This window comes from Demequina lignilytica, from assembly GCF_030418375.1.
Taxonomy (GTDB): domain Bacteria; phylum Actinomycetota; class Actinomycetes; order Actinomycetales; family Demequinaceae; genus Demequina; species Demequina lignilytica.
Genome location: NZ_JAUHPZ010000006.1, coordinates 110,239 through 126,734, shown reverse-complemented (window position 1 = coordinate 126,734; position 16,496 = coordinate 110,239). Strand labels below are relative to the sequence as shown.

Annotated in this window: 18 protein-coding genes; 9 read left to right on the top strand and 9 right to left on the bottom strand. The window is 72.8% G+C overall.

What is annotated here, in order from left to right:
- The 3 genes from QQX13_RS10125 to QQX13_RS10115 are packed head-to-tail and all read right to left on the bottom strand — an operon-like array spanning nucleotide 1 to nucleotide 1,641.
- Nucleotides 1-750, bottom strand: coding sequence for an anti-sigma factor (locus tag QQX13_RS10125; RefSeq protein ID WP_301153320.1), 750 nt, complete (start codon nucleotides 748-750; stop codon nucleotides 1-3).
- A complete protein-coding gene (locus QQX13_RS10120; RefSeq protein WP_301153319.1) occupies nucleotides 747-1,370 on the bottom strand; it encodes a sigma-70 family RNA polymerase sigma factor in 624 nt (207 codons plus the stop codon). The genes QQX13_RS10125 and QQX13_RS10120 overlap by 4 nt, the downstream gene beginning before the upstream one ends.
- A gap of 1 nt (nucleotide 1,371) precedes the next feature.
- Nucleotides 1,372-1,641 carry a hypothetical protein gene (locus QQX13_RS10115; protein WP_301153318.1) on the bottom strand — a complete coding sequence of 90 codons (270 nt, stop codon included), beginning with the start codon at nucleotides 1,639-1,641 and terminating at the stop codon, nucleotides 1,372-1,374.
- 131 nt (nucleotides 1,642-1,772) lie between these two features.
- Between QQX13_RS10115 and QQX13_RS10110 the strand changes: the two genes are divergently transcribed.
- On the top strand, nucleotides 1,773-2,459 hold the full coding sequence (locus tag QQX13_RS10110) for a hypothetical protein (protein WP_301153316.1): 687 nt from the start codon (nucleotides 1,773-1,775) through the stop codon (nucleotides 2,457-2,459).
- 36 nt (nucleotides 2,460-2,495) lie between these two features.
- Here QQX13_RS10110 and QQX13_RS10105 read toward each other — a convergent pair whose 3' ends face one another.
- Complete coding sequence (locus QQX13_RS10105) at nucleotides 2,496-4,202, bottom strand: cytochrome c biogenesis protein DipZ (protein ID WP_301118492.1); 1,707 nt, start codon at nucleotides 4,200-4,202, stop codon at nucleotides 2,496-2,498.
- 71 nt (nucleotides 4,203-4,273) lie between these two features.
- Between QQX13_RS10105 and QQX13_RS10100 the strand changes: the two genes are divergently transcribed.
- The 5 genes from QQX13_RS10100 (at nucleotide 4,274) to QQX13_RS10080 (ending at nucleotide 8,359) form a co-directional block, all read left to right on the top strand.
- Nucleotides 4,274-5,101 carry a patatin-like phospholipase family protein gene (locus QQX13_RS10100; protein WP_301118491.1) on the top strand — a complete coding sequence of 276 codons (828 nt, stop codon included), beginning with the start codon at nucleotides 4,274-4,276 and terminating at the stop codon, nucleotides 5,099-5,101.
- On the top strand, nucleotides 5,101-6,177 hold the full coding sequence (locus QQX13_RS10095; RefSeq protein WP_301153314.1) for a 1-acyl-sn-glycerol-3-phosphate acyltransferase: 1,077 nt from the start codon (nucleotides 5,101-5,103) through the stop codon (nucleotides 6,175-6,177). The genes QQX13_RS10100 and QQX13_RS10095 overlap by 1 nt, the downstream gene beginning before the upstream one ends.
- Nucleotides 6,178-6,186: 9 nt before the next feature.
- Nucleotides 6,187-6,660, top strand: a complete 474-nt coding sequence (locus QQX13_RS10090) for a methyltransferase family protein (protein WP_301153313.1) — start codon at nucleotides 6,187-6,189, stop codon at nucleotides 6,658-6,660.
- 278 nt (nucleotides 6,661-6,938) lie between these two features.
- Nucleotides 6,939-7,550, top strand: a complete 612-nt coding sequence (locus tag QQX13_RS10085) for a DUF6318 family protein (RefSeq protein ID WP_301153312.1) — start codon at nucleotides 6,939-6,941, stop codon at nucleotides 7,548-7,550.
- Entirely contained in the window at nucleotides 7,547-8,359 is an 813-nt protein-coding gene (locus tag QQX13_RS10080; protein WP_301153311.1) for a hypothetical protein, read from the top strand. Before QQX13_RS10085 ends, QQX13_RS10080 begins: the two co-directional genes overlap by 4 nt.
- A gap of 23 nt (nucleotides 8,360-8,382) precedes the next feature.
- Here QQX13_RS10080 and QQX13_RS10075 read toward each other — a convergent pair whose 3' ends face one another.
- The 5 genes from QQX13_RS10075 to QQX13_RS10055 all read right to left on the bottom strand — a co-directional run bounded on the left by QQX13_RS10075 (nucleotide 8,383) and on the right by QQX13_RS10055 (nucleotide 13,947).
- Complete coding sequence (locus QQX13_RS10075) at nucleotides 8,383-9,591, bottom strand: PQQ-dependent sugar dehydrogenase (RefSeq protein ID WP_301118486.1); 1,209 nt, start codon at nucleotides 9,589-9,591, stop codon at nucleotides 8,383-8,385.
- A gap of 112 nt (nucleotides 9,592-9,703) precedes the next feature.
- The gene (locus QQX13_RS10070) at nucleotides 9,704-11,341 is read right to left on the bottom strand and encodes a DUF885 domain-containing protein (protein WP_301118485.1); all 1,638 of its coding nucleotides are present in this window, start codon (nucleotides 11,339-11,341) and stop codon (nucleotides 9,704-9,706) included.
- 18 nt (nucleotides 11,342-11,359) lie between these two features.
- On the bottom strand, nucleotides 11,360-11,734 hold the full coding sequence (locus QQX13_RS10065) for a VOC family protein (RefSeq protein ID WP_301118484.1): 375 nt from the start codon (nucleotides 11,732-11,734) through the stop codon (nucleotides 11,360-11,362).
- A 16-nt stretch (nucleotides 11,735-11,750) separates the two neighbouring features.
- Nucleotides 11,751-12,155, bottom strand: coding sequence for a VOC family protein (locus tag QQX13_RS10060; protein WP_301118483.1), 405 nt, complete (start codon nucleotides 12,153-12,155; stop codon nucleotides 11,751-11,753).
- A 175-nt stretch (nucleotides 12,156-12,330) separates the two neighbouring features.
- Nucleotides 12,331-13,947, bottom strand: coding sequence for an MFS transporter (locus QQX13_RS10055; protein WP_301153310.1), 1,617 nt, complete (start codon nucleotides 13,945-13,947; stop codon nucleotides 12,331-12,333).
- A gap of 217 nt (nucleotides 13,948-14,164) precedes the next feature.
- Here QQX13_RS10055 and QQX13_RS10050 point away from each other — a divergent pair, with 217 nt between their 5' ends.
- From QQX13_RS10050 to QQX13_RS10040, 3 genes are all read left to right on the top strand, one after another.
- Nucleotides 14,165-14,683: a sigma factor-like helix-turn-helix DNA-binding protein gene (locus QQX13_RS10050; RefSeq protein WP_301153309.1), complete on the top strand. Its 519-nt coding sequence runs from the start codon at nucleotides 14,165-14,167 to the stop codon at nucleotides 14,681-14,683.
- Nucleotides 14,680-15,492 (top strand): hypothetical protein, encoded by an 813-nt coding sequence (locus QQX13_RS10045; RefSeq protein ID WP_301153307.1) that lies wholly within the window; start codon nucleotides 14,680-14,682, stop codon nucleotides 15,490-15,492. Before QQX13_RS10050 ends, QQX13_RS10045 begins: the two co-directional genes overlap by 4 nt.
- A 79-nt stretch (nucleotides 15,493-15,571) precedes the next feature.
- A complete protein-coding gene (locus QQX13_RS10040; RefSeq protein WP_301118479.1) occupies nucleotides 15,572-16,429 on the top strand; it encodes a hypothetical protein in 858 nt (285 codons plus the stop codon).
- Nucleotides 16,430-16,496: the final 67 nt, after the last annotated feature.

Below are 16,496 nucleotides of genomic sequence, written 5' to 3'. Positions count from 1 at the left end.
TCAGAGCTCGACCACGGCGACCATGTCGCCGGTGGGCTCGTCCGAGCCCCCCATGGGCTCCTCGGTGACGACGAAGCCCGTGACGCCGTCCATCGACTGGTCGTCCAGCATGGTCATGAAGCTGCCGTCCGACTCCGGCATGAACGTCGGGCCCGCGTGCTTGGAACCGTCCTCCATCACCACCCAGAGCTGGTACTCCATGCCGTCGTGCGGCTTCGGGCAGTCCTCTCCCATCGCCACCACGGACGCCATGCGGTCGCTCACCACCAGGTGCGAGGTGCCCAGGTCCAGGTCCATCGAATGCGCGTCGGGCGCGCTCGCGACCATCATCACGTCCTGCTCCATGGCGAGCTCGGCGTTGCGCTCGGTGAGCACCACGCCGGCGAACGCGCCGACGCCGGCGAGCACCGCGACCGAGGCCGCCGCGAGCACGAACCGCGGCCAGCGGTGACCCGAACGCGCGTGCCTGGCCTCGCGCGCCGCGGCGAGTTCGTCGGCGGGGGCGACCTCCGCATCGTCCGGCGGCAGCTGGGCCGTGCGGGAGACCTCCTCGAGCACCCGTGCCCGCAGCGCGGCCGGCGGTGCGACCGCCTCGGCGTCCGCGAGGGCGGCGGCGACGTCGCGCAGCCCCGCGAGCTCGGCCGCGCAGTCCTCGCAGCCGGGCAGGTGGGCGTCGAACGCGGCGCGCTCGGCGTCGGTGACGGCGTCGACGGCGTACGCGCCGAGCAGGCCGTGCACGTTGTCGTTCATGCCGTCACCTCCCACATGTCTCTCAGCCTGATGATCGCGTCCCTGATGCGGGCCTTCGCCGTCCCGAGCGGGATGTCGAGCGCCTGCGCCAGCTGCGCGTTGGTGTAGCCCTTGTAGTACGTCAGCTCGAGCGCCTCGCGTTGCAGCGGGGTCAGCCCGGCGAGCCCGGCCCGGACCCGCGTCGCCTGCCACTGGCGGAACATCGTGTCGACCAGCGCGTCCTGGTCGTGGACGTCGATCTCGGGGCGCGCGTGGCGCTGCAGCCGGTCGGAGTGGGCCTGCTCGGCCCGGACCCGGTCGACGGCGCGCCGGTGGGCGATCGTGAGGATCCAGGTCCGCGGCGATCCGAGGTCCGGGCGGTACCGCGCCGCCTGGCGCCACACCTCCACCATCACCTCCTGGGTGACGTCCTGGGCCATCTCCGGGTCGCGGACGATGCGCAGCGCCAGGCCGTGCACGGAGGCGGCGGTGGCGTCGTAGACGGCCTCGAAGGCGTCCGCGTCACCCCGGCCCGCGGCCACGAGCAGCGCCGCGAGGCGGTCGGGGGCGGGACGAGCCGCCGCGGCGCCCGCCGCGTCCTCGTCGCCCATCCCGACCCTCCGCATCGTCCGCTCGGGCACGTCAGCCCTCGTCCTCCATCATCGCGTCCTCGGAGTGGGACTCCTCCATCATCGAGTCGTCCTCCATCGAGTCGTCCTCCATGGAGTCGTCCTCCATCGCGTCCTCGTCGTCCATCATGGCGTCCTCGGACTCCATGGTGTCGGGCGACATGGTCTCCTCCATCATCGTGTCGTCCGAGGACTCGGCCGCGGGCTCGGTGTCGCCGCAGGCGGCGAGGGTCGAGCCGGCGAGCAGCACGAGCATCGGGACCGCCAGTGCACGGATCTTCATGGTTCCTCCCTGGGTGCCGGGCGGGGTTGGGGACGATGCCCGACGCAGGTGGTTCGGCGTCCCGCGGCCCGCGGATGGGTGCCATACTGCGGACATCGACATCCCTGGTGGGGGCGCGGAGGGGGCATCGCGTGGGCGGGACGTTCAACGACCAGATGATGGCGGACAACGAGCGCGGGCGTACGCGGGCCGAGTCCGGCGCCGCTCCGGCCGTCACGCTGACGGAGACGCAGCCGGCGCCGCGGACCTCTCGGCGGTTCGGCACCACGGTGGTGTCGATGATGGTGGTGTTCGCGGCGATGGTGCTGTTCGCTTCGGCGCTCGGAGGGACGTTCGAGCTGCAGGGGTCGGACGGCGCGACGGTGGCGATCTCCGGCGGCCCCGCCACCCAGGCGGACGCGGACGGCGTCCCGCTGGTGTCCTGGACCGCCGGCGGGTTCGCCTTCGACACCCCCGAGGGCTGGACGGTGGACGCCGCCGACGCGGACGGCGTGGTGCGCGTGCTCACCGCCGACGGCGGGCTGATCGAGATCCTCGAGGCCGGCCGCTGGAGCGGCGGCTCCGATCCGATGGATCACGCCTTCGACGCGGCGTACCGCCTGTACCTGGACCGGATCGGGTTCGTCGACGAGCTCACCGGGGCCGCCTACGACTCCCCGTACGCGGACAGTGCGATCGTGGTGCGGGGAGCGACGGGGCGGGTCGCCGTCATGATCGGCGCCGACGGGTCCGTGTGGGCCGCGGTCGACCATCGGGCGCCGGGCGGCCTCGAGGCCGGGTCGTGGCAGGTCCTGCTGACCTCCGTGCGCCCCGCCTGAGGCGAGGCGCCCGACCCGACCCGCCCGGTCCGCGGATCACCCGAAGGTGAAGGCGTAGGCCTCCACGCCGGGCGAGACCTCCAGGTGGAGGACGTCGATCCCCGGCTCGCCCTCCCACAGGACCTGCAGGTCCGGCGCGCCGGACACGTCGATCACCTTGCGGTAGCCGGGATCGCCCTTGAGCGTCACCGTCACGGTGCCCTCGCCGCCGAGCACGAGGTTCGCGCTCCCGGCGTAGAACTGCATGTCGAGCGTCGCATCGTCCCCCGCCTCCGCGTACTCGGACGTGACCGTCCACGTCCCGCCGAGCGCCACCTGGCCGGGGCCCGGGGTGAAGGACGCGCCGAAGTCGTGCGGCTCGTCGCGCGGGAAGTCGCCGTTGGCGTTGGCGCCCAGGCCGCGCGCGTAGCCGACGTACGTCTCGGCGGTCCGGTCCGAGGTGTGCGCGTCGGGGTTGGCCTCGACCATCTGGGGTGTGGTCTCGAGCAGCTGCTGGATGAGCAGCTCGGTCTGCTCGTACGCGCCCTCCCCGTAGTGCACCTGGCGGACCGTGCCGGTGGAGTCGATCAGGTAGTGCGCGGGCCAGAAGCGCTGGTCCCACTCGCGCCACGTCTCGAAGTCGTTGTCGATCGCGACCGGGTACTCGATCCCGTAGCGGTCGGTCGCGTCGGCGACGTTGTCCACCACCTTCTCGAAGGCGAACTCGGGCGAGTGGACGCCGATGATCGTGAGGCCCGCGTCGCGGTACTTCTCGTCCCAGGCGGTCAGGTACGGGAAGGTGCGCTGGCAGTTGATGCAGCTGTAGGTCCAGAAGTCGATGAGCACCACCTCGCCCTCCTGCGCCAGCTCGTCGAGGTCGAGGGCCTCGCCGTCGGTGTTGAGCCAGTCCTGGATGCCCACCAGGTCGCGGGCGGGGCCGCAGTTCTGCAGCACCGACGGGTCGTCCTCGCACGCGTCGAAGCCGAGCGCGTCGCCGGTGACGGAGGTGTCGACGGCCTCACGTCCGGCGAGGGTGTCGAGCTCGGAGCGCACGGCGTCGTTGTCCTCGATGGTGGTCTGGATGCCGGCGAGCCAGCCGGGCACGATCCGCTGGAGCGGCTCGGCGACGTTGGTGGCGATCACCAGCGCGGTCGCGATCAGGACCGCTCCGGAGATCGAGCGGATCAGCTGGAGGCGCTCCCGGACCGCCTTGATGCGCCCGAAGATCGACTGGCCCGCGAGCCCGAAGACCAGCAGCGGGATCGCGATGCCCGCGCTGAACGCGAGCGTGAGCGCGACGAGGCCCCAGCTGACGCCGTTGGTGGCGGCGAGCACCGTGATCGACGCGAGGATCGGTCCGGCGCAGGGGACGAACACCAGCCCGAGCCCGAGGCCCATCACGAAGCCGTTGCCGTTGCGGTCGGCCTGCAGCGGGCGGATGCGCTCGAAGGGCCGCTGGATGAGCTCCCCGAGGCGGGGGATCATCAGGCCCAGGCCCACCACCGCGAGCACGACGATCCCGGTCCACCGCAGCAGGTCGTCCGGCAGGCCCAGGCTCGACAGCAGGATCCCGCCGAGCAGGGTGAAGACCGCGAAGCTGAGCACCAGGCCCGCGACCACGACGAGCGGGCGCCGGCGGCTCGCCGCCCCGTCCTGGATCGAGCTGGTGAGGATCGCGGGAAGGACGGGCAGGACGCAGGGGCTGATGGCGGTGATGACACCGGAGATCAGTCCGACGAGCACGAGCGTGAACATGCCTGCCATTCGGAGCGACGATGCGGGGGGATGGGGGCGCCGCCCTGTCGCCGACCGTATCAGGGCCCTACGCTGGCGCTATGACCGTCGCTTTCGTGCTGGGAGGCGGTGGTGTGAGGGGCGCCACCGAGGTGGGGATGCTCCGCGCCCTGCTCGACGCCGGCATCGTCCCCGACCTGGTGGTCGGCACGTCGATCGGCGCGATCAACGGGGCGGCCGTCGCGCAGGATCCGACGCCCGCGGTGGTCGAGCGGCTCGAGAAGGCGTGGGCCTCGCCCACCGCCGGGACCATCTACGGCACCTCCTGGTACCGGCAGGCGCGGAGGCTCGCGAAGCACCGGACCCACCTCAACGACCCGGCGCCGCTGCGCGCGCTCGTCGAGGGGGTGGTCGGCGCCGGCACGCGCTTCGAGGACCTCGCCGTGCCGCTCGCCGTGTGCGCCGCCTCCATCGAGAGGGCGGCCGAGCACTGGTTCGACTCGGGCCCGGTGGTCGACGCCGTCCTCGCCTCGTCGGCCGTCCCGGCGGCGCTCCCGCCCATGAGGATCGGCGACGAGCACTTCATCGACGGAGGGATCGTGAACTCCATCCCGCTGGGCGAGGCGGTCGCGCGTGGGGCGACCACGATCTTCGTGCTGCAGGTGGGGCGGATCGAGGAGCCCCTCACCGCGCCCGAGAAGCCGACGGACGTGGCGAAGGTCGCGTTCGAGGTGGCGCGGCGCCACCGGTTCCAGCGCGATCGCGCAGCCGTGCCCGCTCACGTGGACCTGCACGTGCTTCCGTACGGCGGGCCGCAGGAGGGCGATCAGCGGATCGGGGCGTTCCGGAGCCTCGAGCGGACCCACGCGCGCATCGAGGCCGCGCGCGAGGCGAGCAGCGCGTACCTGGTGCTGGCGGGGCTGGTCTGATGGCGTCGGCGTGGTGGCGGCTTCCGCCCGTGTGGGTGCGGCGGCTGCTGATCGCGCCGCTGCTTGTGATCGGGGCGTTCGTCTGGATGCCGGTCGCGGTGTGGCTGGGGGTCGTGGTCCTCGCGATCGTCGCCTGGGCGCTGCCGGGACGGCTGCGCCTCACCCGCGTGCTGTGGCTCGCGGGCTTCTACCTGCTGTGGGACGCGTTCGCGGTCGCGGTGCTCGGGGTCATGTGGGTGCAGTACGGGTTCGGGCGACGGATGCGGAGCGAGGCCTCGCAGCGCGATCACTACGCCCTCGCATCGTCCATGCTGAGGCTGCTCTTCGCCCAGGTGAGGTGGACGCTGCGGCTCGATGTCGACCTCGAGGACGCCGATCTCGACCAGATCGCGCCCGGTCGGCCGCTGATCGTGGTCTGCCGCCACGCGGGTCCGGGCGACTCGTTCGTGATGGTGGACGCGCTGCTCAACCGCTTCAAGCGCAACCCGGCGATCGTGCTCAAGGACACGCTGCAGTGGGACCCCGCGATCGACCTGCTCCTCAACCGCATCCCGACGCGCTTCATCACGCCGCGTCGCCACCGCAGGCCGGGCGATCCCGGGGGTGCCGAGACCATCGCCGCGCTCGCGGGCGACCTCGGGCCGGAGGGGGCGCTGCTGATCTTCCCCGAGGGGGCGAACGCGACGCCGAAGCGGCGTGCGCGCCGGATCGCGGCGCTGCGCGAGGCCGGGCGCGACGGACTCGCGGACCGCGCCGAGGCGATGCCCCATGTGATGCCGCCGCATCCCGGCGGGGTGCTCGCCGCGATGGAGGCGCGGCCCGATGCCGCCGTCGTCGTGGTCGCGCACACCGGGCTGGAGCGGCTGTCGACCGTCGCCGACGTGTGGCGGGAGCTGCCGGTGGACAAGCGCATCGTCCTCAAGGGGTGGACCACGGACCCGGCGGAGATCCCCGCCGGGCGCGAGGAGCGTGAGGCGTGGCTCTACTCGTGGTGGGAGACGGTCGACCGGTGGATCGCTGGACAGAAGCCCGAGGTCTCGGTGCGGGCGCAAGCGGTGGGCGAGCGGGCCGGTTAGCCTGTCGGGATGAATGCACGGTCCGGACGGCTGCTCTCGCTGGTGCTCGTGGCGTTGCAGGGAGTGATCTTCCTCGCCGTCGGGCTCACCGCCCTGCTCGACGGGCCCGGCGTCGGCGGGTCGTGGTGGGCCGGGTCGACGCTCGTGCTGCTGGGCGGGCTGGGCATGTTCTGGTCGGGCAAGGACCTCGGGCGCGCGCTGACCCCGATGCCGACGCCGAACGGCGCGGGCCTCGCGGCGGGCGGCATCTACGGCTTCGTGAGGCACCCGATGTACAGCGCGATCATCATTATCGCGATCGGGTTGTCCGTGGGGTCGGGGCATGCCTGGACCTGGGCTTTCACGGTGCTGCTGGCGGTGTTCTTCGAGGCGAAGACTCGGGTCGAGGAGGCGTTCCTGATGCGCGCCTACCCCGGATACGACCAGTACGCGGCGCGGACCGGCAAGTTTCTGCCGGGTCTGGGGCGGCGCCGCCTGGCCTGAGCGAGCGCCTGTCTGTGCGGGTGCGCCGCTCCGTTTGAGTGCGCCGCTGGGTGCCTTGGTGCGGCTCGCTCCCGTATTCATGCGGGAACGAACGCCCGGCCGGCACCGGTGCGCCCCGCCCGCCCGGCCGTGTGCTCCCGCATGAAATCGGGAGCGTTTGCGCATCGCCATCCCGCCGGGCTGCGCCGGGCGGTTCGTCCGGCTGCTCGCCGATGTGGTTCTCCACACCCGAGAAGTGGGGGTGTCGCGTGGGCGTTTCGCCCGATACGTTGTGATTCATGCGGTTCGTCTCGGGGGGAGCGGGCGCAGGCGCGATCGTGATCGGGCTGGCGCTCACGCTGGCGGGGTGCGTCGGGGACCCGGCGCCGATCGTGACGCGCACGCCGTCGGGAGGGCCTGTCGTGGTCGAGTCTCCCGACGCCACGCCGTCGCCCACGCCGACCGCGCTCAGCAACGACGAGCTCTTCGCGATGATGCCCGAGGGCGCCGACCGCGACGACCTCTACGGCGCGATGGTCACGGCACAGTTCTTCCTGGAGCAGTACTCGGTGATGTTCCAGACGGGTGACACGCGCGTGTGGGAGGCATTGTCGGATCCGGGTTGCGCGCCGTGTAGCGAAGTTAGGGCGGCTGCGTTGGATGTGCACCAACGCGGCGCTTCCGTCGACGGTGGCGAGATCACCGTCGAACCGGCCACTCTTCGCGGCGAAATCCAGGGCAACGGGAGCGCGCTTGTGCTCTTCGAGGCTGCGTTTGCAGAAGGCACCGTGATTGAGGCGGATGGAAGTGAGCGCACGTCGGGCGAAGCGCGCACGCTCAAGTACGCGTTTGAGCTCGCGTTTTCAGGCCAGGTTTGGTCCATAAGCGATGTAGGCACGGCAGAGGCATGAAGTCGCTCGTAGCACTGGTTGTTGCGCTGGCGATCGCGTACGTGCCGACTGAACGCGACTACGACGGCTACATCGGGGATGCGGGAACATCGCTGGATGTTGCGGCAACGGAGCGGGAACTCGAGTCGAGCACCCGGGGCAATTCCGCTTCGCACAGCGCGCGCGAGTTCCTGCGGTCCGCGCCGTGCGTCGGCGGCGGGCTCGTTGGCGCCGGTGACACCTGCGCGACCGGCCTGTCCCCGGACGTCGCCTGTCCCGACGGCATGACGCCCTCGTTCCCGCTGTGGATGCGCGAGCAGCTCGCCGACGGGAGCTGGAGCGACTGGACCCTCGTCTCCTGGTACACCTGCCCGAGCGAGGGCGACCTGCTCGCGCTCATCGAGCGCGAGTGGACGCAGCTCCGGCCCGAGCCGTCCTCGGTCGCCGTCCAGCCCGACGGCGGCTGGGTGTACGCCACCGTCCCGACGATCGCCTACGCGGAGGACGCGCCGCGTCTCCACGGCGCCGTCCTGCTCGGCGCCGACGTCACCATCCGTGCCACCCCGACCCGGTACACCTGGCGCTGGGGAGACGGCGAGACCCTCACGACGGAGGACCCGGGCCGACCGTACCCGGACGCGACCGTCAGTCACGCCTACGGACCGACCATCACCGTCGCGACCATCGCGCTCGACACCACCTGGTCCGGTCACTACCGGATCGGCGACGGCACGTGGGAGCCCTTCGACACCACGATCACCAGCACGAGCGCCGGGCCGACCCTCGACGTCCTGCACCCCCGCACCCACCTGGTGGGCGCCGCGAGCTGACGCGTCGCTCGGTGGCGCTGGGCTCAGGCCTCGGGCTCGGCGAGCGTGAGGCGCACCAGCAGATCGTCGCCTTCGGCGGCGTCGCCGCGGCCGTCGGTGTTGCTCGTGAGCGCGTAGAGCGTGCCGTTCGGCGCGACCGCGACGTCGCGCATCCGCCCCAGATCGCTCAGCAGCGTGTGGGGCGTGCCGATCCCGTCCTCGGTGAGCGGGATGCGCCAGATCTGCTCGCCGCGCAGCGCCGCGACGTAGATGCCCTCGTACGTGACAGCGACGCCCGACGGCGACGCCTCCGAGGTGGTCCACGTCACCACGGGGTACGTCACGCCGTCCACGGTGTCACCGGGGGACGTGCCCTCCGGGGCCCCCGACATCCCCTCGTGCTCGGGCCAGCCGTAGTTGCCGCCCGCGACGATCAGGTTGAGCTCGTCCTCCGCATTGGCGCCGAGCTCGGACGCGTACATCCGGCCGTCGGCGACCCACCCGAAGCCCTCCACGTTCCGGTGGCCGTACGACCACACCCGCGTCCCGAACGGGTTGTCGGGGGCCGCGGTGCCGTCGGCCTCGGATCCGTCCGCGACCACGCGCAGGATCTTGCCGTAGAGGTTGTCGCTCGCGGCGGCGAGCTCGGGCTCGCCGGCGTCGCCCGTGGACACGTAGAGGAAGCCGTCGGGACCGAACTTGATGCGCCCGCCGTCGTGGTTCGCCGCTGCGGGGATCCCCTCGAGGACTACCGTGGGCAGCCCCAGCAGGTCGTCGTGAAGGTCGAGGCGGACGATCGCGTTGTCGTCCTCCCGCGTGATGTACGCGTAGACATGCTCGGGGTGCTCCGCCGAGATCGCCAGGCCGAGCAGGCCACCCTCGCCCTCCGCGTTCACCATCCCGCGCAGCGCCTCGACGCCGGGGCCGTTGAGCGCGGTCCGCACTCCCGCGCGCACCCGGGAGATGGTCGCGGAGTCCCGCTCGCTCACCAGCAGCGAGCCGTCCGCGGTGACCTCGATGTCCCACGGCGCGGTGAGCTGGTTCGTGACGGTCACCTGCTCCGCCACCTCGAGCACCGCCGGGCCGCCGATCATCGTCGGCGCGGGCGTGGTGCTCTCAGCCGCCGCGGGCTTGGTCCCGGTGACGATCCTCTCGGCGCTCGCGGAAGCATCGCTGGAGCTGCCGGCGGAGCATGCGGCGAGCGTCAGGGGCAGGGCGCACGAGAGCGCGACGATGCGGAGGGGAGTGAACATGACCCATCAAGGGTAGGCGTCCCGAACAGCCTTGTAAAAATTGACACTTCGCGAAGAATATGCGCCGAGAACGGAGCGCCCGACTACCGGCGACGATGCGGGCGGGGGTATGTCAGCCCAGCACGATGCGGCGGAGCGTGGGCAGCGGCACGGCGCCGTACCCGAGCACCGCATCGTGGAAGTCCCTGATGTCGTAGCCCTCGCGCTGCTGCGCCTCCGCGCGGATCGCCAGGATCTCGAGCCGGCCGATCATGTAGGCGAGCGCCTGCCCGGGCAGACCGATGTACCGGTCGATCTCCTGCTCGATGTGGGCGCGGTCCATCGGCGAGTGGTCGAGGACGTACTGGATCGCCTGCTCGCGGCTCCAGCCCAGGGCGTGGATGCCCGTGTCCACCACGAGCCGGCACGCCCGCAGCGAGTCGGCGGACAGCATCCCGATCCTCGACAGCTCGGATGAGTACAGGCCCATCTCGTCCGACAGACGCTCCGTGTAGAGGCCCCACCCCTCCGCGTACGCCGTGTTGAACATCTCGCGCTGGACCTTGTGCAGCGCCTCGTTCTCGACATGCAGCGCCAGCTGGAGGTGATGCCCGGGGACCGCCTCGTGATACGTGATGGCCTCGAGCTCGTAGGTCGCCCAGTCGTGGGGGTTGGAGGTCTTGAAGTAGAACTGGCCCTCCTTGCCGGTGCGGGGGTCCGGCGGCGAGTAGTAGGCCATCGCGCCGAACCGCGTCGAGTGCGCGGTGCAGCCGGCCGTCGGCAGGTGCGCGAACCAGTCGGGCGCGGCGGCGTTGGCCTTCGCGAGCGCCCGCTCGGCGTCCGCGACGAGCGTGTCGGCGTCCGTGTACCGCAGGGAGTCGTCGTCCCGGAGCCGCGCGTAGATCTCCTCGATGCTGTCCGTGCCGAGCAGCGGTCCCGCGATCGCGCGGTACTCGTCCTCGAGGCGCTCGACCTGCGCGAGACCGATCCGGTGGACCTCCTCGGGGGTGATGTCGATCAGCAGATGGGAGTACATCTTGTCGCGGTAGACCGCGGGTCCGCCCTCGAGGTGGACCAGGCCCGGGGTCTCGTCGGGCAGCCCCCGCTCCGCGAGGGTCCGCAGCCGCTCGGCGAAACGCGCACACGCGGGGTGCAGCTGCTCCTCGACGATCCCGTCGCGCACCCCCGCCCAGGCGGCCCGCGCATCGTCCCCGAGCGAGGTCGGCGCGGCCTGCGCCCGCAGCCCGTCCTCGCCCTCGCGCGCCTCGGCGAGGTACGACTCGACCGCCGACGCCGTCGTCTCCAGGTGCCGTCGAAGCGCGACCCGGCCGACGCCCGCGGCGTCCTCGGCGACGTCCATGAGCGAGTCGAGGAACGCCGGCATGCCGCTGAGCTTCGCGAGATACGCCTCGCCGTGCTCCGCGGTCGAGAGCGGGAACGATCCGATGAAGCCCAGGATCATCTCCCAGGCACCCATGGTCGGGTTGAGGTGCAGCAGCTCGGGCTCCCACGCGAGGTGGAGCGCGGTCGCGCGCGCCGAGGACGCGACCACGTCCCTGAGCGCGAGCGCCTGCAGGTCGTCGCCCACGTCGATGGCCTCGGCGGCGCGCGCGAACTCCATGAGCCGTGCGTGCTGGAGCGCGCGGCCCTCGACCGTCACGTCGTTCCACTCCGCGAGGTGCTCCAGCCTCCCGTCCCACATGAGGTCGAGGGGGCTGAGGCCCATCGCGTAGTCGTAGTACTCGTCGGCGAGCTGCGTCAGTGCGTCCATCCCCCCGACGCTAGCCGGTCAGGCCACGCCAGGCATCTCGCCGATCGCGACCCAGTTGCCCGCCGGGTCCGTGAACCAGGCCGTGGGCGGCATGTCCTCGTCCTGGGCGACCCCCTCGTCGTCGGTGCCGGGCAGGGGTGCCATCTGGACGCCCTTCGACGCGAGGTCGCGGACGGTCGCCCTCACGTCGGCGACCGCGAGGATCAGCGTGGTGTAGTTCGACGCCGCGTGGTCCTCCTTCTCGTAGATGAACACGTGGCTGCCGCCCGCGAGGTTGAGCACGAGCGTCCCGGTCGCGAGCTCCGAGACGTCGATGCCGAGCGTGCCGGCGTAGAACTCCTTCGCATCCGCGACCGAGTCCGTGGAGAAGCAGGCGACTGCTGTGGCGTCCATGATCGGCTCCCGGCGCTCAGGGGTGCATGGCCTGGACCCGCTGCATCATGCAGATCCAGTTGCCGGCGGGGTCCTTGAACCAGCACGTCGCGGGCATCCGGCCCTCGATGTCGCGGGCGATGCCGTCGTCGTCGGTCCACTCGAGGTGCTCCGGCTCGACGCCGTTGCCGCGCAGCGAGGCGACCTCGCCCTCGAAGTCGTCGACCTCGAAGTTGAGGACGGTGTGGCTGGCGGGCATGTGGTCGTCCTTGGCGTAGACGAACTCGCGGCCGCCGCCGGGCAGCGTGAGCCACAGCATCTCGCCCATGCCGGCGTCGGACCAGCGCATCACGTCGAGTCCGAGGGTGTCGCGGTAGAACATCTCTGCCGCATCGATGTCGTTCGTGGAGAAGCTCCCGAACGCGGTGCTGTCCTTGAGCATGATCCTGCTCCTCAGTCAGGCGTCCCGGCCTGGTGCCGGGGGGCAGCGGGGCGCACGCGCGCTCGTCCGCTGCGAGGTGTGACGTCGGCGGCGTCGCCGACGGTGGGCGGGCGAACCGCCGCTCCGGGGACACCTCCAGTGTGCGCCCGACTCCGCCGAGCCGCACGGCGGGCGCTCAGCCGAGGTGCGTGTCCAGGTCGGCGACGTGCCCGCGCAGCGCACGACCCGCCCGGTCGGACACGGCCGAGGCGGCGCGCACGGTGCCGCGCTCGGTCGCGCGGGCGGCCGCCTGGCCGGCGGCGAAGGCCGCCGCGACCGGACGATGCGCGCGCACCGCGGTCCGTCGCTGCCACTCCAGCCGGCGATCGCGCACCGCCTGCCGCGCCGCGAGCGCGCGCCGCAGCTGGCCGGGGACGCTGAGGCGGCGGAGCATCGTCCTGTCGGCGGTCGCGGTGATGGCGGCGGCGCCGAGCGTCAGCACGAGCGACGCGAGCGGCAGCAGCCAGAGGCCCCAGCGCGCCGCGAGGACCGAGCCCACCACCGGCCCGAGCGCCGCGCCGGAGTTCATGGTGACCGTGTAGATGGAGGCCCCCATGTCGGTCGGCCACGGCGTGTGGCGCATCGCCCAGTTGAGCAGCGCCGAGAGCAGCACCGCCCAGCCGGCGGCCTGCAGGACCTGCGCCATCAGGCCCGACCACCCCTGGCCCAGCGCGAGCATCGTCCAGGCGCCGGACAGCAGCGCGAGCCCGACCGCGACGGTGGGTACGGCGTGGCGCGCGAGGAACGGGCCCACCGCCAGCGTCGCGCCCACGGCCACGGTCCCGCCGAGCGCGAGCATGATCGGCACCGTGGCGCTCGGGATCCCGGACACCTCGGTCACGAAGGGCACCACGTACGTCCAGGTGGTGGTCATCGCCACGGAGGCGGTGAGGGTGACCGCGAGCACGCGGAGGAAGTCGCGTCGGGACGGCAGGTCGCCTCGCACCGGGGCGGGGCGGTCGGCCGGGTCCTCGTCGTCGTCGCGCGGCGCAGGGCCCGGCAGCAGGAGCGCGAACGCGACCGCCAGGACTGCTCCGAGCACGGCGAGGCCCCAGTAGGGCGCCTGCCAGCCCAGCCGGTCCCCGGCGACGGTGAGCACGGGCGTGCCGACCACGCCCGCGGCGGCCGCGCCCAGCATGATGCGCGTCACGGATCTGCCGCGCAGGTGCGGCGCGAACAGGCTTGCGGCGGTCGGGGCGACGATCGCCCAGAACAGCGCGTGGGCGGCCGCGGAGATGACGCGCCCGGTGGCCAGCTGCGCGAACGATCCGGCGGTCGCCGCGACCACCACGCCCGTCGTCCATACGGCGAGGGTCGTGCCCAGCGTGAGGCGGCGGCTGAGGCGCCCCGTCACCGCGGTCAGCGGGATCGCGGCGAGCACGACCGTCAGCGCGAACGCCGTCGCGAGGAGCCCGACCTGCGCGACGGGCACGCCCAGGCCCGCCGCGATCGCGGGGGACAGGGCCACGACGGACGCCTCGTTGGCGCCGGTGACGAACGCCCCGGCGGCCAGCGCGGTGAGCGCGAGGGCGGCGCGGCGCGGCGTCAGGGTGAGGGAGGCGGTGGTGCGGGTCGCGGACGGCGCCTCGTCCAGCACCACGGCCTCGCCGCCGCCGACCACCGGGATCGCCAGCGTGGTGGGCTCGGGCTCGTGGTGGAGGTCGTGCGGCAGCGCGGAGCGCTCGGGGGGTACGGGGGAGCGGTCGAGGATCTCGCCCAGCTGGGGGAGCTCGAGGGTGCGGGTGTCGGTCACGTGTGGATCCCATGCAGGTCGCGGAACAGGTTCGGACGCCGCTCAGGTCGGGCGGCGTAGGAGGGCTTCGCCGCCCGACGGGGGATTCCCGTGCACCTGTCTCAACGGGCCACCGGTCGCAAGGATTCCCGCCGCGGCCGTGCGCGCGCCCCAACCGGGCGCGGCCGCCACGGTGTTGAGGCTGCAGCGCGGTCGAGCGCGCAGGTCGGGGGAGGCCATGGACGGCATGCGGAGGCACGGGGGCTGGGACGATGCGCTGGCCGGGGTGGTCGCGCGGCGGGGCGAGCTCGTCGGGTACGCGTCGCTCCTGGTCGGGGAGCGGTGGGCCGCGCAGGACCTGGTTCGGGAGGCGATCATCCGCACCTTCTCGCGTCCTCGCGCGTGGCACGACGCGGAGGTGGCGCTGGTCGCGGTGCGGGGTCAGATCATGGCCCGCTTCGTGCGCGCGCGGCGCAGCCCGATGATCGCCCGCGCGGCGTCGCGCCTGCGAGGGGTGGACGGCCAGCCGCCGGCAGCGACGGCCGCGGAGGGCCCGGCCTCGGCGATCACGGGGGCGCTGTGGATGCTCGACCGCCGCCAGCGTGCCTGCGTGGTGCTCCGGGACGTCGATCGGAAGTCCACGGCGGACATCGCACGGACGGTCGGGATGGGCGCCGACGCGGTCGCCCGGGCGCTGGACCAGGCGGACACGGTGCTCGCCGCCGAGCTCGCCCGCGACCTGCGAGGCGCGCCATGAACCCGGACCTCGGCACGCTGATGGACGCCGTGGTCGCCGAGGAGCGCGCCACGTTCGACTTCGAGCACCCCGCCGACGACGCCGTCCTCTACTCGCGGGTGATCTCGCCCCTGCGCCGGGCGCGGCGCCTGGCGCCGGTCGCCGTGCTGGGCGTGCTCCTCGCGCTCGCGGTGCCGGGCCTCGCGCTGATCGGGCTGGCCGGTTCGGACGCCACGACTACGACCGCGCCCGCCGCGCCGTCCGTCGCCGCCTCCCCCGCGGGCTCCGCCGCGGTCGGTGATCCCGAGGCCGTCGCCGGCGAGGCGGGGTGGACCGTCGCCGGGCTGGTGATCAACCCCCGTGGGGCGGCGGCGCCGCTCGCGGACTCCGTCGGCCCGGTGGTCGAGGAGCCCGTGGCGTGCGGGGCCCTGGAGGCCTTCGGCCGGCTGGTCGGCCGTGCCGACGGGACCGCGCCGGTGCACCTGGGTGCGTTCGTCTCCAGCGGAGGCGGGGCGAACGACGTCCACGTGCGGTCGTTCGCGACCGCCGGCATCGCCGCCGAGTACGTCGGCGAGCTGTGGCGGATCGCGCGCCGCTGCGCGGACGAGATGGGCGGGTGGGGTGTCGCCATGACGGTCGCCCGCGTCGACGCGGCGGGCCTCCCCGGTGACGGGGTCGCCGTCGCGATCCCGGTGCCGTTCACCGAGGACGCGTGGCGTCTCCAGGTCTACGTCGACGGGGCCAGCGCCATCGCCGTGGTCTCCGACCCGACCGCGGCGGACCGCGCCCTGAGCATCACGCGCGACTGGGCGGCCGGAGGACTCCGATGAGGCGCCCCCAACCGGATCCGCGTCCCCGGTGTTCTCTGGTCGGTGCGGCGACGACGCTCGCCGCCGAGGGGAGGGCCCGATGACGAGCTCGAGGCTGCTGACCGTGATCGCGTCCGTCGCCGCGCTCGCGACCTTGGCGGGGTGCAGCGCGGGCGAGGGCGGCGCGGTGGGTGCCACCGCATCGTCCGGCGGCGAGGCGACGCCGGTGCCGTCCGGGGTTGCGACGGTGACGGCGGAGGGTGAGGCGCTGGAGTACCCCGGCGCGGCCGCCGAGGACCAGGCCCTGATCGCGGTGCTCGCGACCTTCGAGCCGTCCGAGGCGCTGCTCGAGGAGCAGGGGCTGGGCTTCCGTGGCCTGCGTGCCGGAGAGGAGGCGTTCACGTTGGCGTCCGAGTGGACGGCCTACGAGCACCGGTCCGTCGACCCGGCCGTCTGCGGTCCGGTGGTGAACCTGCTGGGCGGGGCGACCAACGAGGACAGCACCACGCGCGCGGACGACCCGACCGTCCACACGGGAGCGTTCTTCGCCATCGCCGACGGGGTGTCGGGCTTCGACGAGTCGACGCTGCGGGCACGCATCCTCGACGACCCGGAGTCGGCGTCGGCCATGGCCGATCTCCCCGCGAGCGCCGACGCATGCACCGCGTTCGCGGAGTCGGGCAGCGTCGGTGCCCTGAACGTCGAGGACGTCGTGATCGCGCGGATCGGCCTCGACGGGGTCGACGCGCCGGTGACCCGGATCGATGTGCACATCGTCGATCTGGTCGACGAGGCCGCCGGCTCCGTCGAGGTCATCGATCTTCCGGAGACCACGTACTACGTCGCGATCGGGCGGGTGATGGTGCGCTTCGAGGTGCACGAGGCGCTGGCACAGGACCAGGTCGCGGCGGCGGTCATCGCCGAGCTCGCCGACGCCATCCGGGCGGTCGAGCCGTGACCGCGCCCTGCGCATCATGCCTCCGCGGGTCATCATGGAGGCAGTGAGACGTGGCCAGGACAGGGGA

What these genes read in the sequence shown, in the direction of transcription:
- QQX13_RS10040 (WP_301118479.1), top strand. Translation starts at nt 15,572, where the DNA reads ATGACGAGCTCGAGGCTGCTGACCGTGATCGCGTCCGTCGCCGCGCTC.
- QQX13_RS10070 (WP_301118485.1), bottom strand. Translation starts at nt 11,341, where the DNA reads ATGGACGCACTGACGCAGCTCGCCGACGAGTACTACGACTACGCGATG.
- QQX13_RS10080 (WP_301153311.1), top strand. Translation starts at nt 7,547, where the DNA reads ATGAAGTCGCTCGTAGCACTGGTTGTTGCGCTGGCGATCGCGTACGTG.
- QQX13_RS10105 (WP_301118492.1), bottom strand. Translation starts at nt 4,202, where the DNA reads ATGGCAGGCATGTTCACGCTCGTGCTCGTCGGACTGATCTCCGGTGTC.
- QQX13_RS10115 (WP_301153318.1), bottom strand. Translation starts at nt 1,641, where the DNA reads ATGAAGATCCGTGCACTGGCGGTCCCGATGCTCGTGCTGCTCGCCGGC.
- QQX13_RS10065 (WP_301118484.1), bottom strand. Translation starts at nt 11,734, where the DNA reads ATGGACGCCACAGCAGTCGCCTGCTTCTCCACGGACTCGGTCGCGGAT.
- QQX13_RS10075 (WP_301118486.1), bottom strand. Translation starts at nt 9,591, where the DNA reads ATGTTCACTCCCCTCCGCATCGTCGCGCTCTCGTGCGCCCTGCCCCTG.
- QQX13_RS10085 (WP_301153312.1), top strand. Translation starts at nt 6,939, where the DNA reads ATGCGGTTCGTCTCGGGGGGAGCGGGCGCAGGCGCGATCGTGATCGGG.
- QQX13_RS10060 (WP_301118483.1), bottom strand. Translation starts at nt 12,155, where the DNA reads ATGCTCAAGGACAGCACCGCGTTCGGGAGCTTCTCCACGAACGACATC.
- QQX13_RS10050 (WP_301153309.1), top strand. Translation starts at nt 14,165, where the DNA reads ATGGACGGCATGCGGAGGCACGGGGGCTGGGACGATGCGCTGGCCGGG.
- QQX13_RS10045 (WP_301153307.1), top strand. Translation starts at nt 14,680, where the DNA reads ATGAACCCGGACCTCGGCACGCTGATGGACGCCGTGGTCGCCGAGGAG.
- QQX13_RS10125 (WP_301153320.1), bottom strand. Translation starts at nt 750, where the DNA reads ATGAACGACAACGTGCACGGCCTGCTCGGCGCGTACGCCGTCGACGCC.
- QQX13_RS10095 (WP_301153314.1), top strand. Translation starts at nt 5,101, where the DNA reads ATGGCGTCGGCGTGGTGGCGGCTTCCGCCCGTGTGGGTGCGGCGGCTG.
- QQX13_RS10100 (WP_301118491.1), top strand. Translation starts at nt 4,274, where the DNA reads ATGACCGTCGCTTTCGTGCTGGGAGGCGGTGGTGTGAGGGGCGCCACC.
- QQX13_RS10090 (WP_301153313.1), top strand. Translation starts at nt 6,187, where the DNA reads ATGAATGCACGGTCCGGACGGCTGCTCTCGCTGGTGCTCGTGGCGTTG.